The organism is Pseudoxanthomonas sp. LjRoot127 (assembly GCF_964253495.1).
Lineage (GTDB): Bacteria > Pseudomonadota > Gammaproteobacteria > Xanthomonadales > Xanthomonadaceae > Pseudoxanthomonas_A.
This window is the reverse complement of the sequence record NZ_CAXUQR020000001.1, coordinates 3212753-3228915: the sequence shown is the minus strand read 5'-3', so window position 1 is coordinate 3228915 and position 16163 is coordinate 3212753. Positions and strand designations below refer to the sequence as shown.

Annotated in this window: 15 protein-coding genes; 8 read left to right on the top strand and 7 right to left on the bottom strand. The window is 65.8% G+C overall.

Annotated features, from left to right (window positions below; all coding sequences use genetic code 11):
• Nucleotides 1-89: 89 nt before the first annotated feature.
• From ACSQ19_RS15200 to ACSQ19_RS15190, 3 genes are read left to right on the top strand one after another with little or no spacing between them, the layout of a single operon-like run.
• Nucleotides 90-1238, top strand: a complete 1149-nt coding sequence (locus ACSQ19_RS15200; RefSeq protein ID WP_296278289.1) for an SPFH domain-containing protein — start codon at nucleotides 90-92, stop codon at nucleotides 1236-1238.
• Between the two features lie 12 nt (nucleotides 1239-1250).
• A complete protein-coding gene (locus tag ACSQ19_RS15195; protein ID WP_299342221.1) occupies nucleotides 1251-2576 on the top strand; it encodes a TFIIB-type zinc ribbon-containing protein in 1326 nt (441 codons plus the stop codon).
• Nucleotides 2573-2833, top strand: coding sequence for a hypothetical protein (locus tag ACSQ19_RS15190; protein WP_296278291.1), 261 nt, complete (start codon nucleotides 2573-2575; stop codon nucleotides 2831-2833). Before ACSQ19_RS15195 ends, ACSQ19_RS15190 begins: the two co-directional genes overlap by 4 nt.
• Before the next feature lie 119 nt (nucleotides 2834-2952).
• On the opposite strand, the gene ACSQ19_RS15185 is transcribed toward ACSQ19_RS15190, so the two are convergent.
• On the bottom strand, nucleotides 2953-4029 hold the full coding sequence (locus ACSQ19_RS15185; protein WP_435998101.1) for a helix-turn-helix domain-containing protein: 1077 nt from the start codon (nucleotides 4027-4029) through the stop codon (nucleotides 2953-2955).
• A gap of 185 nt (nucleotides 4030-4214) precedes the next feature.
• Here ACSQ19_RS15185 and ACSQ19_RS15180 point away from each other — a divergent pair, with 185 nt between their 5' ends.
• A complete protein-coding gene (locus ACSQ19_RS15180) occupies nucleotides 4215-5018 on the top strand; it encodes a DUF2306 domain-containing protein (RefSeq protein ID WP_435998099.1) in 804 nt (267 codons plus the stop codon).
• A gap of 146 nt (nucleotides 5019-5164) precedes the next feature.
• On the top strand, nucleotides 5165-6019 hold the full coding sequence (locus tag ACSQ19_RS15175; RefSeq protein ID WP_435998097.1) for a PA4780 family RIO1-like protein kinase: 855 nt from the start codon (nucleotides 5165-5167) through the stop codon (nucleotides 6017-6019).
• 28 nt (nucleotides 6020-6047) lie between these two features.
• Here ACSQ19_RS15175 and ACSQ19_RS15170 read toward each other — a convergent pair whose 3' ends face one another.
• From ACSQ19_RS15170 to ACSQ19_RS15160, 3 genes are all read right to left on the bottom strand, one after another.
• The gene (locus ACSQ19_RS15170) at nucleotides 6048-8336 is read right to left on the bottom strand and encodes a putative bifunctional diguanylate cyclase/phosphodiesterase (protein WP_435998095.1); all 2289 of its coding nucleotides are present in this window, start codon (nucleotides 8334-8336) and stop codon (nucleotides 6048-6050) included.
• 322 nt (nucleotides 8337-8658) lie between these two features.
• A complete protein-coding gene (locus ACSQ19_RS15165; RefSeq protein ID WP_435998093.1) occupies nucleotides 8659-9501 on the bottom strand; it encodes an amidohydrolase family protein in 843 nt (280 codons plus the stop codon).
• Nucleotides 9502-9595: 94 nt separating this feature from the next.
• Nucleotides 9596-10684 (bottom strand): carboxypeptidase-like regulatory domain-containing protein, encoded by a 1089-nt coding sequence (locus ACSQ19_RS15160; RefSeq protein WP_435998091.1) that lies wholly within the window; start codon nucleotides 10682-10684, stop codon nucleotides 9596-9598.
• Between the two features lie 184 nt (nucleotides 10685-10868).
• Between ACSQ19_RS15160 and ACSQ19_RS15155 the strand changes: the two genes are divergently transcribed.
• On the top strand, nucleotides 10869-11165 hold the full coding sequence (locus tag ACSQ19_RS15155; RefSeq protein ID WP_299342206.1) for an autorepressor SdpR family transcription factor: 297 nt from the start codon (nucleotides 10869-10871) through the stop codon (nucleotides 11163-11165).
• Nucleotides 11162-11542 (top strand): hypothetical protein, encoded by a 381-nt coding sequence (locus ACSQ19_RS15150; protein WP_435998089.1) that lies wholly within the window; start codon nucleotides 11162-11164, stop codon nucleotides 11540-11542. Before ACSQ19_RS15155 ends, ACSQ19_RS15150 begins: the two co-directional genes overlap by 4 nt.
• Nucleotides 11543-11738: 196 nt before the next feature.
• Here the strand turns inward: ACSQ19_RS15150 and ACSQ19_RS15145 are convergent, their stop codons facing one another.
• The 3 genes from ACSQ19_RS15145 to ACSQ19_RS15135 form a co-directional block, all read right to left on the bottom strand.
• Complete coding sequence (locus ACSQ19_RS15145) at nucleotides 11739-12269, bottom strand: hypothetical protein (protein ID WP_299342200.1); 531 nt, start codon at nucleotides 12267-12269, stop codon at nucleotides 11739-11741.
• A 955-nt stretch (nucleotides 12270-13224) separates the two neighbouring features.
• Nucleotides 13225-13818, bottom strand: a complete 594-nt coding sequence (locus tag ACSQ19_RS15140) for a hypothetical protein (protein WP_435998087.1) — start codon at nucleotides 13816-13818, stop codon at nucleotides 13225-13227.
• Complete coding sequence (locus ACSQ19_RS15135) at nucleotides 13808-14806, bottom strand: hypothetical protein (protein WP_435998085.1); 999 nt, start codon at nucleotides 14804-14806, stop codon at nucleotides 13808-13810. Before ACSQ19_RS15135 ends, ACSQ19_RS15140 begins: the two co-directional genes overlap by 11 nt.
• 337 nt (nucleotides 14807-15143) lie before the next feature.
• Between ACSQ19_RS15135 and ACSQ19_RS15130 the strand changes: the two genes are divergently transcribed.
• Nucleotides 15144-16019, top strand: a complete 876-nt coding sequence (locus ACSQ19_RS15130) for a type II toxin-antitoxin system RelE/ParE family toxin (protein WP_435998083.1) — start codon at nucleotides 15144-15146, stop codon at nucleotides 16017-16019.
• Nucleotides 16020-16163: the final 144 nt, after the last annotated feature.

The following is a 16163-nucleotide window of genomic DNA, read 5'->3' as shown; positions in this document are numbered from 1 at the left end:
GTATGCGCCATGCCGGTAACAGGGCGATGGGTATACTCGGCCACGATCGGCGGGTGCTCTTACCCGCCCACGAATCACGGAGCGATGTCATGGGTCTTGTACAGGCGGTGGTGGGCGCGGTCGGCGGCGTGCTGGGCGACCAGTGGAAGGATTTCTACACGGTGCCGCAGGGCCTGCCGTCCACGGCGGCGCTGTTCGCGGCGGTGCCGCAGGGCACCAATGCCGGTCGCGGTTCCAACACCAGCGGCTCGACCAACATCATCACCAACGGCTCGAAGATCGTCGTGCCCGAAGGCTATGGCCTGCTGCTGATGCAGGACGGCGCGATCACCGCGTTCGTCGCCGAGCCGGGCGGTTACGAATGGCGTTCGGACGACATCAACTCCAAGTCGATCTTCGCCGGCGACGGCATCGTCTCGACCTTCATCACCCAGAGCTGGGAACGCTTCAAGTTCGGCGGCCAGCCGGGCTCGCAGCAGGCGGCGTTCTTCGTCTCGCTCAAGGAACTGCCGGACAACCGCTTCGGCACGCAGTCCGAGATCTACTGGGACGACGGCTTCCTCAACACCCAGGTCGGCGCGGTCACGCGCGGCTCGTACACGCTGAAGATCGTCGACCCCATCCTGTTCGTGAAGAACTTCGTGCCGGCCAGCTACCTGCAGCCGGGCAAGGTGTTCGACTTCACCGACCTCGACAACGCCGCCGCCACCCAGTTGTTCAACGAAGTGGTGGGTTCGCTGGCGCCGGCCTTCAGCCTGTACACCAACGATCCGTCCAAGGGCAACCGCATCACCAAGCTGCAGCAGGATTCGCTGGGCTTCGCGCAGAGCCTCTCGGCGGCCGTCGAGCAGGGCTACCAGTGGAGCTCCAGCCGCGGCCTGGCCATCGTCAAGACCGCCATCGTCTCCATCGAGTACGACGCGAACACGCGCGAACTGTTGAAGACCGTGCAGCGCGCCGATGCGCTGTCCGGCTCGCGTGGCAACTCCAACCTGCAGGCCAGCGTGGCGCAGGGCATCCAGTCCGCCGGCGAGAATGGCGGTGCAGCGGGCCTGATGGGCATTGGCATGGCGTCCGGGATGATGGGCGTGGGTGGCCTGCAACAGCCGGCCACGCCGGCCGCACCCGCGGCGGACGATCCGGTCGCCAAGCTGAAGAAGGCCAAGGAGATGCTCGACCTCGGCCTGATCACGCAGTCCGACTACGACGCGCTGAAGGCGAAGGCCCTGGGCCTGTAAGCGGACGCGCGCATGTCCACCCCGAACCGTCCGGCGCCGCCGCCGTTGCCGCCGGCTCCTCCTGCGTTGGGCCCCGGCTCACCGCAGGAGGTACCGCCCTTGCCCGGGAGTTTCCCGGTCGATCCCGCCACCCTGCCCGACGCGATCCGCGAGGAAATCGAAGCGCCCGACCCGCTCGCCATCGACACCGCGGCGGCGGAGCTGAAGGACGGCCTGAACCGGTGCCCGAAGTGCGGCGCCACCGACATCCGCCACAAGCTGGGCAGCGACGTGCTGGTCTGCCTGTACTGCCGCAACGAATGGGTGGGCGCGCGGGTCGAGGAGGCTTTCGGCCTGGGTGAAGGGCTGGACCAGCTGCGCGGCACGGTGATCGCCAGCGGTGCCCGCGCCATCGACGCGGACACCGCCAGCCTGATGACCTTCAAGTGCACCGGCTGCGGTGCCGAGGTCACGGTGAACACCGAGAGCGCCATGACGGCGCGTTGCCACTGGTGCCGCCACGTGTTCGGGGTCAACGAGCAGATCCGCAATGGTGCGGTGCCCGACGCCGTGTTGCCGTTCCACATCAGGAAGGATGATGCGGTCGCGCGCATCCGCCAGTTCGTCGACAAGCGCAGGCTGTTCGCGCTGAAGGCGTTCAAGGACGAGTTCTCGCCCGAGAATGTCGTCGGCGTGTACCTGCCCTACATGATCGTCGACGGCAACGCGAGCGCAGAGGTCGCCGGCAAGGGCGAGATCCTGACGCGCACCTATACCCGCGGCACCGACAAAAACAAGAAGACGTACTACGACGCCGACGTCTACCGCGTGGAGCGCGCGGTCGAGTTCACCGTCGACGACCTGCCGCTGGAGTCCTCGCGCGAGCGCGGCAACCTCGATACCAAGGTCAACACGCAGAACATCATCAACACCATCCTGCCGTTCGACACCAAGAACGCAGTGAAATGGAATGCGTCCTACCTGTCCGGCTTCACCTCCGAGAAGCGCGATACCGACGTGGAGCAGTTGCGGCCGAAGCTGGAAGACCAGCTGCTGTCGATCGCGCGCGCACAGGTGGAGGACTCGGTGGGTCGCTACGATCGCGGCGTGCGCTGGGAGCAGGAGCGCCTGGACGTGCACGGCACGCGCTGGGTGTCGATGTACCTGCCGGTCTGGCTGTATTCGTACCACCAGCCCGGCAGCAACGGCGGCCTGCTGCACTACATCGCGGTCAACGGGCGCACCGGCGAGACGATGGGCAGCGTGCCGGTGCAGCAATGGAAACTGCTGCTGACCGCACTGACCGTGGGCACCTTCCTGGAGGGCATCGCCCTCTGGATCATCTGGGCAGGATCATGAGCGACGACAACGGCCTATGGCTGCTGGCGCTGGGCCCGACGGGCGCCGCGGCGCTGTACTGGGCCATCTACCGCTACTACCGGAACACCGACAAGTCGCACGCGTTCGAGCATGAGACGGACGTGGTGGCCAAGCCGGTGACCGGCACCGACCGCAAGATCGACGAGGTCAAGGGCACCCAGCGCACCCGCATCGACGGCGACAACGTGCGGGCGTACCGGCAGCGCGTGCAACGCGTGGGCGACGACGTCCGCTGACGACGCGTCGTGGCGGATGCGTAAAGGCGCGCCGCAGGCGGGGAAGCCCGCGGCGGTTGCGGCGCCCGACCTGCGGCTCGCCCGGCGCGACGTGTCCGGCGGTCCACGCCGGGACAGCGCTAGGACATTTCCAGCCTCGCGTGTGGCGACGCCCGGTGCGCGGCGCGGTACGCCGTCGGCGTGCAACCCATCGCCGCCTTGAAGGCCCGGTTGAACGGACCCAGCGACGCGAACCCGGCATCGCCGCTGATCTCCAGGATGGTCGCATCGTCGTCCGTATCCGCCAGCCGGCGGCATGCATGCGCGATGCGGTGGCGGTTGATCAGCTGATTGAAGTTGCGTTCGCCCAACCCCTGGCGGATCAGGCGACTTAGCCGGTGCTCGGCCGTGCCGAGGCGACGGGCAAGATCGGCGACCTTCAGGTCGGGCTCGCGATACACCTGCTGCGCGTCGAGATGGCGCTGCAACGCGCGCACTAGGCGCGCATCGTCCTCGCTGACCGTACCCACCGGCGCGCGCGCCGCACCGATGGTGTCCGGCGTGGAGAGCGGTGCGCGGCGGCGATGCCGGACTGCCGCATGGGTGAACAGGATCATCGCCATCGCGCAGACCGGAATCACGCCACTGCGCAGCGCCGCCAATGACGGGCTGGCGCTGGCCAGCGCCCCCAGCAGCGTGGTGCCCAGCACGCAGGCGGCGAACAGCAGCATGAAGGCGAGCCGCAGGCGGCGTTCGGCACGCGGCAAGGCCGACCAGTCGCCGCGCAGCGCTTCCAGGAAGGTCAGCACCAGCAGGGTGGAGCTGGCCAGCGTGAGCAGGCCGTCCACGCCCGATACCCACGACGACACCGTCCCCTGCGCAGCGAGGGTGCCGCCGCGGTAGGCGGCGATCAGGACGGCCACGCCACCGGCCACCAGCACGTGCACGCGCCCCACCCCGCCTTCGCCGCGGAACAGCGCCCGCGACACCAGCCAGAAGCCGTTGCACGTGGCGCTGCCACCGATTGCGACGGCCCACACCATCCACGCCGGGGCATCCGTCATCCACGGCGACATCAGCGAGAGCGCCATGGAGCCGCTGACGACCGCGAATATCACGTCCAGATCGCGCTTGGGCCGCTGCCAGAGCAGCACCAGCAACGACCCCACCGCGACCGCGACCGCCATGGCGGTCGCGCCTGCCTGCCAGCCTTGCATCGTGTCGTCCTCCCGGGTTGCGGCACAGCCTGCGGCACGCCCGCGCGACCTCCAAGCGCCATCGGTCATGCCAGGTGCGGGCATGCCGAATCGCCATGCCCATCCGGCTGGCCGATTTCCGAATCGGCGAGACGCCCTCCCGACGCCTGCGCATCTTGCCTGCCTTCCCTGTCCGGAGCTTCGCCATGCCCGTCCCGCGTTCCCCTGCGACCCCCTCGCGCTTCCTGTCCGCCGGCGCGACCGCCTGGTTCATCGCCGCCACCCTCGGGCAATGGGCCTTCGTCCTTTTCATCGTGCTGTTCTTCGGCGGGCCGGTGCTGGACGGCGACCTGTCCCCACTGAACGCCAAGCCGCATGTGACGGGCCATGTGCCCGGCGATGTGGCGGGCAACGTGCAGTTCGTCGGTCACGCCTTGCTGGCCGGCCTGGTGACCTTCGCCGGGGCGTGGCAGCTGGTCCCGGCGCTGCGGCGGCGCTGGCCTGCGGTGCATCGCTGGAACGGGCGCATGTTCCTGGCCGTCGCGCTGGTGGTGACGCTGACCGGGTTCTACCTGGTATGGGTGCGCGGCTCACAGCTGGGACCGGCCAGCAACCTCTCGATCTCGCTGAACGGGCTGCTGATCGTGGTGTTCGCGGTGCTCGCATGGCGGAGTGCACGCAGGCAGGAATTCGCGGCGCACCGTCGCCACGCGCTGCGGGCCTACCTGCTGGTCAACGGCGTCTGGTTCCTGCGCATCGGCATCATGCTCGCGGGCCTGGTGCTGGCGCCGCTGGGCATCCGGATCGATTACAGCGGCGCGCCCTTCCTGCTGGTCAGCTTCGGCAGCTGGATGGTGCCCATCGCCGTGCTGGCGCTGTACTTCCGCGTCGAGCGCTCGCCGCATGCGGGCCGGAAAGTGGCGATGGGCGGCCTGCTGGCGCTGCTGGCCCTGCTCACCGCCGCCGGCAGCCTGGCGGCCATCGCCTTCATGTGGTGGCCGTTCCTGTGACCGCCGGCGCGCCGGCATGCGGTCGCGCGGGCCATGGCCGGAACCCGCGCGGGCCATCGGCCGTCCGCTGCACGCCACGCCGCGTTCGGGCACACTGCGCGGCCGTCACGTGATTCGGCCGCGCGCCCGCACCCCACAAGGACTTCGTGAAGACCCCTGCCAGCCTGCTGATGCTGATCGACGAAGGCGTCATCGACGAGGTCCTGCGCCCGCTCAAGAGCGGCAAGGAGGCGGCCGTCTACGTGGTGCGGTCCGGCGACGACGTGCGTTGCGCGAAGGTCTACAAGGACATGGCGCAGCGCAGCTTCCAGAAGCGCGCGCAGTACCAGGAAGGCCGCAAGTCGCGCGGCAGCCGCGAGGCCCGCGCGGTCGCCACCGGCAGCCGCTACGGCCGCAGGCAGCAGGAAGCCGAGTGGAAGAACGCCGAGGTCGACGCGCTGTACCAGTTGCGCGAAGCCGGCGTGCGCGTGCCGGAACCCCATGGCTTCTTCCACGGGGTGCTGGTGATGGAACTGGTCACCGACGCCGAGGGCTTCTCCGCCCCGCGCCTGGGCGAAGTGGAACTGACCCCCGAACAGGCCCGCGCGTACCACGCCATCCTGGTGCGTCAGGTGGTGCGCATGCTGTGCTGCGGCCTGATCCATGGCGACCTGTCGGCGTACAACGTGCTGGTCGGTCCCGATGGCCCGGTGGTGATCGACTTCCCGCAGGTGGTCAGCGCCGCCGGCAACAACGCCGCCCGCAGCATGCTGCTGCGCGACGTCAACAACCTCACCGCCTCCCTCGGCCGTTGGGCGCCGGAGCTGCTCGATACGTGGTACGGCGAGGAAATGTGGGTGCTGTACGAAGCCGGCACGCTGCTGCCGGACACCCCCCTGACCGGCCGGTTCACCCCGGACGAACGCAGCGTCGACATCGACGGCGTGCGCGATGCGATCAACGACGCGCGCGAACTGGCGCTGATCCGCCAGCAGGGCCGCGAGGCCCAGGACGAGGATTGATCGGGCACCAGGTGGAACCGCGCCCGCGTCAGGCCCTTCGTGCCAGGCGACGCTCGATGTCCGCCATCACGCCTGGCAGCGCCGCCGCGTCGACCGGCGGCGAGAACCAGTACCCCTGCGCAGCGAAGCAGTGCAGCTTGCGCAGCGCCGTGGCGGTCTCGGCATCCTCCACGCCTTCGGCCACCACCTGCATGCCCAGCTTGCGTGCCAGGCGGATCGTCGACCCCACGATGGCTGCACTGGCTTCGTGCTTCCGCAGGTTGACGATGAAGCTCTTGTCCAGCTTCAGTTCCTCCACCGGCATGTCCTGCAGGTACGCCAGCGAGCTGTATCCCGTGCCGTAGTCGTCGATCGACAGCTTCACCCCCTGCGCTGCGAGCGCATGCAGCGTCGCCAGGCTGGTGGCGGGGTCGGACATCGCGGCCGATTCGGTGACTTCCAGCACCAGCCTGTGCGCCAGCACCTCGGCACGCGCAAGCTGGCCGCGCACCTCCGAAGACAGTGTGCCGTCCAGCAGGCTGCACACCGACAGGTTCACCGCCACCGTCAACGCCATGCCCGCCCGCTGCCACGCCGCGCACTGCTCCAGTGCCAGGTGCAGCACGTACTGCGTGACCTCCGGCATCAGGCCGGTGTGCTCCATCAGCGGGATGAACTGCCCGGGCGGCAGCGTGCCCTTCTGCGGATGCTCCCAGCGCAGCAACGCCTCCACGCCGATCACGCGCATGTCGTGCAGCCTGACCTTGGGCTGGTACTGCAGCCGCAGCTGGCCATCGGCCAGCGCATCGCGCAGTTCGTTGAGCAGCAGCAGCGTGCGCGGGTCCTGGCGCGGGAGATCCTGCGCGAAGCGGGCGATGCCGTCCTGCTGCTGGCGTGCGCGGCGCATGCCGAGGGTCGCGCGATGCACCAGCACGCCGGGCTCGTCGCCATCGTCCGGGCCGATGGACAGTCCCATGCTGGCCGCCATCCGCAGCTTCGCCGCGTCGAGCCAGACGGCATCGCGCAGGGACTCCTGCAGCCGGTGCGCGACGGCGAGCGCCTGCGCCGCGTCCTGCAACGCCGGCATCACCACGCAGAATTCGTCCGCGCCCATGTAGACCAGCGCGTCGCCGGGCGACAGCGCGTCGCGCCAACGGTGCGCGAGTTCGCGCAGCAGCAGGTCGCCGGCAGCGTGGCCGTACGCCTCGTTGACTGCACCGAAACGGTCGATGTCGATGACCAGCACCGCGGTCTTCCGGCCGGCGTCCATCGCGCGCGCCACCACGTCCAGCAAGCGGCGACGGTTGGGCAGGCCGGTCAGCGGGTCGGTCTCCGCCGCCACCACCAGAGCGTCATGCTGACGGTCGACCTGGCCACGCAATCCGCGCAGCCGCCACCACAACAGCAACGCGGCGGTGCCGATCACCGCGACGACGATGATGGCGGTGGTCACTGCATCCGGCCGTGCGGGCGCCAGCAGGCTCAGGGGCGCCGCCAGCATGGCCAGCGCCACGAGCGAGAAGCGACCGGCCGTGCCATCCACGCGGGATGCATCCCGGATCGCCAGCAGGCGATGCCGCGACGGATGCAGCGCCGCGGCGCCCCAGCAGACGTAGGCCAGCAGCCACAGCGGGAACAGCAGCGTGGGCGGCGTGGCGCCGCCGAAACTTATCGCATGGTAGACGGCATCGGCGACAGTCCAGGACACCAGGCCGAGCACCAGCAGCTTCAACGAAGGCGAGCGCGTCTCCGGTGCACTGGCCAACCACGCCGCCAACGCCAGCAGGCCCAGGTCGGCGACCGGATACAGCGTGCGGAAGCGATGCGGCGCGGGGAACGGCGGCGCCTGGTCCAGCGTGGGCTGCACGAACAGCCACCAGCCCAGCAGTCCGGCGCACAGCAACACCACCACGCCGTCGAGCAACCCCTTCCACGCGATCGGCCCACTGGTGCGGTGGCGGATGAAACCGAGCAGCCCCGCCGCGAACGCAGCGGTCGCCGCGGTGTACAGCGCATCCGCGGCGGAGAGCCCGCGCGCCGACGTGCCGGCCGCATCCATGTCCGATTGCACGAACGCGCCCGCGACGAACAGCGCATGGGCCGCCGCCACCCACCACCACGGCCCGCGGCGCCGTCCATGCACCTGCGCCGCCCCGATGACCAGGCCGAGGGTGCTCCCGACCAGCAACGTGCCGCCATACCAGCGCCACTGGATCAAGCCCAGCGCCGCGACCGCCAGCATGAACACCCACCACGCGTGACCCAGTCGCCCGCTCGCAAGCGGAAACCACTCGCGCCGCGTGGCCGTGATCGCTTCCACGATGGCGTGACGGCTCATCGGGCGCATCCGGCCTCCGCGCGTGTGCGACAGGCGACGACGATCATCACCACGCAGTTCGGATCCATCCGCCAGCCTCGGGAGCCTATCGACACAGTCAAAATCTAGCACGCGTGTACGCCACGCCCGCATCGCATCGATGAGGTGTTTCGCTTCCTAATGTGACATGCGCGACTACTGTGACTCGAGCTCTCACCGACGCACGGACATGACCCCTGTCTGCGTCATTCGATCAGCGCCACGCACGCTGGGAAGTGATCGCATCACATGGCCCTGCCGCACAGGGTCGCGGACTCGGTTCCGCGGGCCGCGGGTGCACGCATCAGCGATTGAACAGCGTCAGCGCATTGCTGCTGCGGATCTTCGCTTTTTCTTCGTCGGTCAGGTCGAGGCGCTCGAAGGCGTCGACGGTGCGGCCCAGGCCGATCTGCGGGTAGTCGGAGCCGAGCAGCACGTGGTCGAGGCCGACGTTGCGCAGGGTCCAGAGGAATTCTTCTTCCACCGGCGAATCAGCCACCACCAGCACGGTGGCGGAGATGTCGAAGTACAGGTTGTCGAAGCCGAAGCCGTCGGCGGTGCGGGCCAGCGCGAGGATGTTCCAGAACCGGAAGTTCAGGCCGCCGATGTGGGCGAGGATGAACTTGGTCTTCGGCACGCGCACGACCAGGTTGAACAGCTTTTCGCTGTCGCCGGGCAGGATGTTGGCGTTGTCCATCAGCACGGTGAGGCCGAGTTCGCCGGCCCTGCGCACCAGGGTTTCCACGCGCGGGTCGCCGATGTCGAAACCCTGGGTGTGGGCGTGGATCTTCAGCACCTTCACGCCGGCGGCAGCCACGCGCGCGAGTTCCGCCACGGCGGCATCGCCGTCGTAGGGGTGCACGGTGGCGATGGGCAGTACGTCGGGATGCGCCGCGGCCAGCGCGATCACGGTGTCGTTGCCGGCACGGATCTTCGCCAGCTCGCCCTGCCGGGCCTGGTGCGGACCGCCGAACCACATCACGCCGATACCCGACAGTTCCAGGCCGGCGGCGCGCACGTCGTCGCGGTACTGCCGCAGGGAGGTCTCACCGTCGCGCAGGTGCACGTGGACATCGAACACGGGGGCAGCCGCCGTCGCGTAGGGCGTGGCACACAGTAGAAGCATCAGGGCGAGCAAGCGCAGCATCGTCGTCTCACAACATGAGGAAAAGGACACAGGGTGCCACGACACGTTCCGTATCGCGTTCACGCGGCACCGCCTCGCCTCCTCGCACACGCCGTCAGCGGCAGATGAAGAAGCAGCCCAGCATCGACTTGTCCAGGCTCACCTGCATCGCTTCGCCGTCCTTGAGGTGGACGGTCTTTGAGAAGGTGGTGTTCTTCTTGACGTCCTCGAACCAGTAGGCGACCTGGTCGTTCGAGCCGATGTGCCGGTTGCCGACGTACACATCCGTACGACCCACCACCTCGCTGCGGGTCGCGGTCTCCTTGTACGAGAAGTCGGCGATCAGCAGATATTCGCCGGGCGGCAGTTTGGTGAAGCGGAAGCCGCCCTGGTCGTCCAGGATGGTGGCGAACATGAAGTGCTTGGCGATGCGCTCCGGAATCCGGTCCGGCATCTTCTCGCTCTGCTTGACCGTCTCGAACCATTGCTTGAACTCATCGCTCATGTGGATCAGGCCCACCCGCTGGCTGCCCTTCGGCGGGTACTGTTTCTTGGCCAGCAGCGCGCCCTTGAAGAACGCGTTACCCGCAATGGACCCGGTGCCCATCAGGCGGATCTCCGACGTGGCCTCGGCGAGGCTCTTGCCGCCGGTGAAGCGCTTGCCGGCCAGGCAGTCGAGCATCGCGCTGCGCGCCTGGTCCAGCCCGTCGTAGGACAGGCCGAAGGCGTCCACGCCGTCTACCCGTGCGGTCATGCCGGTCTCCTTAACGCGCATGGAGCCCATGGTCTGCGCCAGGTCGCCGACGGGGATCATGATGAAGCCGCCGCCCTGGCCGCCGGCGGGCGGCATCAGCGCGCCGCGCATCGTGGCTGGCGGCAGGCCGTCCTGCTGCACCTGCACGCTGACCTCGCGGGCGGCCGGCGGTGCGGCGATGCGCGGGCCGTGCAGCAGGATGGCGGCCGTCGACGATTTCGCGGTGGGGCCGACCAGGGCCAGTTGCGACTGGTCCTTTTTCGCGGACATGAACCGGGCCACGCAGCCCTTGCCGGGCGCGCCCTCCGGCTGCTGCAGGAACCATGCGCCGTCGGCGTTGCGGGTAATCAGGCGGCCTTCGTCGTCGCCGGGCGTGGCGGCATGCGCGGGAATGCAGACGGTGATGGCCAGAAGGACGATCAGTGCGGAGATGCGGCAGAGGGGCGTCATCGTGGTCGTTCCATGTCCAGGGTCGACGGAATTGTGAGGCATCCCGCGCTCCCGACGAGGGTCTTTCGTCACGCCGGACAGGTGGGTCCGGCCCAGTGGTTGGTCCGGACGACGCCTGTGCCGCCCTTTCGCGTCCGGACGGACGATGCTTGACACATTTCGATAGTTAGCTAACTATCGCATCATGAGCCAGGTCTTCCGCGCCCTTTCCGATCCTACCCGCCGGCAGGTGCTGCAGTTGCTGCGCCAGGGCCCGATGAGTGCGGGCGAGCTGAGCGATCAGTTCGATGTGTCGAAGCCGACGATGTCGGCGCATTTCGCGGTGTTGAAGGAAGCAGACCTGGTGCATGCGGAAAAGGTCGGCAAGTCGGTGATCTATCACTTGAAGCTGTCGGTGCTGGAAGACGCGCTGCTCGGCTTCGTCCATTCGTTCGGCGCGGGCAAGGCTGCGCCGAAGCCAAAGAAAGGATCTACGCGATGAACAGAGAAGTGCTTTCCAGTCTGGCGTGGGGCATCGGCATCGTGGTGCTGGCGCTGTGCGCGACGTTCGCCCGCCAACAGGGGGTGATCGACAGTGAGATGGTCGACCGCATCGTGATGGGCGCGATCGGGTTGATGGTCGCGTGGTTCGGCAATCAGATGCCGAAGCGGTTCGTGCCCAGTGCGCGGGCGCGGCAGGCGCAGCGCGTGGCTGGCTGGTCGATGGCGCTCAGCGGTCTGGTCTATGCGGGGTTCTGGATCGCGGCGCCGAAGGACGTGGCGGTGATCGGCGGCACGCTGGCGGTGCTGCTGGGTATCGGGGTGACGGTGGCGTACTGCCTGTCGCTGCGGAACAGGGCGCGGGTGTCGGGCGCCTGAGCCGGCGCACCGGTCGCTTCCTTCTCCCCGTGCAGCGGGCAGAAGGTGCCGAAGGCGGATGAGGGGCGCTTTTCACTCGGCCCACGCGACACCCCGCGCAGCCCGGGCAAGGCCGCAGGCCGCACCCGGGGGCGATATCTCAACCTCCCCGATGCGCTAGTGATGCTTCACTTCTCCGGGCGATGACGCGGGCGCGTCAGTCGCCTGCGCCCGACAGGCACGCCTGCATCCACGAGGCTGCCAGCAACGCGTCGCGCTGCTCGTCCGCCATCGGCACGGCCTGATAGTCGGCGAAGCAGCTGCCATCGGCACGCGTCAGATCAGCGAGCTTTCCGTCGCAAAGCCGCAGCGGCCTGTCGATGCGCTGCCACCCTTCTTCGCATTCGGTATCGGTCTCGGAACTTGGACGACCGCAGATGTGCGTGCGTCTGGCGTCGGTGGAGGAGATCGCCTGCGCGATGACTCGGCCTGCGTACGCCTTTCCGGAAGCGAAATGGAACCAGGTTCCGCAGATGCGGTCGCCGCGCTGGAACAGGCGGTAGCGGCTGCACTCTTCCGGCGATGTCGTGCCTTCGCACGCCTCCCACTCCCCGGCGAAGGCGCTCTCGGTCGCTGTTGTCGGAACCTTCTGCGGTGTCACCGACGCGGCACGGCTACCTGCCGGCTCGGCACCGAATCCCGTGCACCCGCCCACGCTCAGCACCATCACCACGATCCAGCTACGCATCCAGACTCCCTCTCGACCGGCGTTACCCCATGCTACGACGCTGGAGGCGCACGGCGGCGATCCGACCTTCGCTGCCCCGTAGGCTGGGTTGCAAACCCAGCTGAGCGCGGCAAGACCGAAGCACACGCCGCGCCCGGCGCCATACCCGGCCCTTTCGGCCGATGGGCCAGCCGATGTGTGAGTAGAACCACCCTCTTCCGCTGACGCATGCACCTCTTTGGTGAAACGTTGGATGTTTTTCGGTGTCGCGACACCGTTAGTGAGAGAAGAACCACCCTCTGAGGTGGAACGTTGGACCTTAGTGAGAGAAGAAACACCGATTTAGGCGGAACGTTGGACCTTTTTCGGTCTCGCGACAGCTTTAGTGAGAGAAGAGACACCGTAAGTGTTAGAAGAAACCCTCTCGGAGGGTCATGTGAGGCCCTTTTTGGCTGTCGCGAGGATGTTTGTGTGAGAAGAAGGTGGGCCAGGGCCAACCCTACGCCCTCCCGGCGGGCGATACGCCGCGATGATCGACGTTCGTGGATGGGCAACGCCCGGCTGAAATCGGATCTGATCTGCGCCCAGCGGTTGGCATTATCGGCGTCGCATCAGGCAACCGCCACACGCCATGCAGGTGGTCGCGCAACATCACGAGGGCCAGCACGTCGAATGGTCGTGCCGCCCTCGCTGTGCGGAATGCTTCGCACAGCAAGTCGGCACGAGCGACCAACAAGCGACGACGGCGCTCCAGCAGGTTCACGGTGAAGAAGTAGGTGCCGCCTGGAAACGATGAGCGGCGGTAGTTTGACATGACCGCAACGTGCCTGCGTCATGACTTGTGCGCTGTCGTCCCAGCCAGCGCATCGGTCTCGGACAAATCCGACACCTTCCCAACGCAAACCGGTGAGCCAAGGCCCACCCTACGAGATGCGCTCTCACAGCCCCGCAACCGACTACGCCACCACACGTAGGGTTAATCCCTCAGTCTCGCTTGCTCGCTCTTCAATCGTTCCGATATCTCTACATCAAGAGAAAATGCGTGAACTTCCCATATCTGAAGCGGAAGAATCATCGCCCTCAATAGCGAATTGCAAACAAGTCCCGCCCAGACAACGCCAACCCATAGAGGAAGATGCGCGCCGTCCGCGCTTATGGCGACAGAAAAAAGACAAAATAATGAAGAAAATATATGGGAAACAAGAGTAATGCACTGAGATAGAACCAAGTACGAAACTTTGTCCCGCACGGTTTGTAACTCATCACTGCTTAATGCAGACAACCCATTTGGCTTCCCAGTAAACAATATTGTTGTAATCATAAATCCGGAAAGAATTGCAAGAACAGTCAACGCTGCCCGCAGAAGATCGCCGTCTAGCAATGGCAATACTCCGTACACATACTTATTGAATAGATAAAAAAATAATGAACCAAGCCCAAAAGGAATCAGTAATGACCAGAAAGTCTTTGCTACCCCATGAGCTGTCTTAGCCAATGTACCCCATAAATCATGACCAGCCTCAGCGGCAGCCAACCACTCATCAGGAACGAGAAGATTCTTAATCTTCATCATCCGACCCTGCGAGGTAGTACCCATCCCTTAGGTCGCCATCCACATTCAACGGCCCCTTCTTCTTCGGATTTCTCAATGCGATGCTGTAATGGACTAATGCCTCATGAACCTCATTTGCGTAGGGCCTACCAAACATGTCAGCACCTATGGTGTAACGCTCTTGTTCGCGATACTGACTCAAATCGGTGACTGATGTTCCACCAGGAAAAACAATCTTGACATTGTCGATAGCTTCTTCGTCTTCAAATTCATCGAAAATTGCGTCAACGTCTTTTTCGTTCAAATTTGAATCATCAGAAGACCAACTAATTTGAACCTTATCCGCACCGCGAATACCTTTCCTGACACCAGACAGCAGCTTGGCAAACTTGTTTGTTGACTTCACTTTCGGCACGAGTATTGAGGCAACAACCTTATCTACACCACCTTTCGACGCAATGATGCTATCCAAGCGCTCAGAACCAACATTGACGAGATGAGGAACAGGGTGCTTTGGATCTTTTAGAACGTTTCGAATTATCGTTTTGAGAAGGTGAGGCAGCACTTGAACGGCCGAAGTGTTACCCGCCTTCTCAACAATCACAGCTTTTCCAAACAAAAGAACTCTAAATCGATAGAGAGCCTCGTCACTTGCAGCCTTCTTAGCTATACCTTTCTTCGCAGCTGCCAACTGGACAGCATCAAGATCTATCTCTGACTTACCCAACGGAACCTTCCCCGTCTCGGGAAATACTCCGTGCAAGTAAGTGCAAACCTCGATAATTACACCCCTGTCTTTGCCAAGATCGGTAATTTTGTTAACGAATGCTCCTCTCTTACCCTTCTTCAGATCGGCGATAGGCGGATAGTGCTTATCCTCCACAGGCAATGCCGCATTCTTAGCCTTACGGAACACACTAGCTAGGTCAGGCGCCACAAACTCGGTTCGTTGCGTTCGAAAGATCGCGACCTTCAAGGCCAGTAGTCGGTCAACTGTGTTCGCCATTCCCCTCTCCTTGAGATTAATTAGTTCAACTGTGGAATCACCAGCAGTCGCGATGCATACATATCTAACAGGCACTGCAACGGCCGTAGAGAGCGCCTCCAAGAACTCTGCGTGCACACCTTCTGACCGAAGATACGTTACTTCTATAAGGCCCGCATCTTAGCGTCCACTTTTTTGTCGCCAGCGACCTCAGGATCCATCGCTCGTGACGCAGTGAATTGGCAGCAACAGCAGCTTGTATGCGATCCGTTGATCCGCAGCGGGCACCTATAATGCTGTGGCCTTCCCTGCTAGCCGCCCCCATGAAGCCCCCCTCCCCCGACGCCCTCCGCCCCACATGAGCGACGCGCCAAGCCGCGGTCGCGCGGCGTCGCTGAGTCCGCTGGACAGGGAAGACCTCCACATCAAACGGCAGGAACGCAGCATCGGCTCCCTGGTGAGCCTGCTGGTGCACCTGCTGTTCCTGCTGGCCCTGCTGCACTCATCCAAGCTCACCCTGTCCCAACCCGAGAGCAGCAGCGCCGGCGGCGCGCGCGTCAAGGTCGACTTCCTGGGCGACCCCACCGACGCCACCCCCAACCCGCCCGTCCCTCCGACCGGCACCCGGAACCCCACCGAACGTCCCAAACCCCTCAAACCCCTCGTCACAACCCGCGTCACCTCCCCCGTGGACGCCACCCGCGTGACCGAGGCCGACAACCCCGTCGCCCCCGACGAAGCCCAACCCCAGCCCCCCGCCAGCCAGCAGGCCATCGCCCCGCCGCAGGACCGCCCCCCGTCCAGCCCACCCGCCTGGCGCCGCTCCGCCCAGTGGGGCCAGCCCCCCGGCATGCTCGCCCAGGACACCGCCCCCGAAAACTACGGCCCCACCGTCGGCACCGGCCAGCGCCAGGGCAACAACCAGGGCAACGCCGCCGCCCCCAGCATGGAAGTGGACGGCCACCAGATCTACTACGACCTGCGCAACGAACTGCGAGTCGCCGAATGGCAGGCCCAGGGCATGAAGGAAGTCTCCTTTCCCCTGCCCGGCCGCCGCGAACTGATGGTCTGCGCCCTGGAGATCGTCGCCACCCGCGGCTCCGGCGGCTGCCGCCTGATGCAACCCGGCGACCCCGAGCTGGCCACCATCGGCGACGCCCGCGACGTCGTCACCGTCATGCGCATCTACCGCCGCGGCGAACTGATCTGGAACGGGCCTGGGGTGTATCGGTAAACCCCGACTTCGCTGCCTTTCCCTTCTCCCTGCATGGCGGGGAGAAGGTGCCCGGAGAGCCTGCCCCGTACTCGATACGGGGGCGGATGAGGGCCGAGCGCGGTAACGAACCGGGCGCCGACGCATTCCCACTCCGTTCGCCCC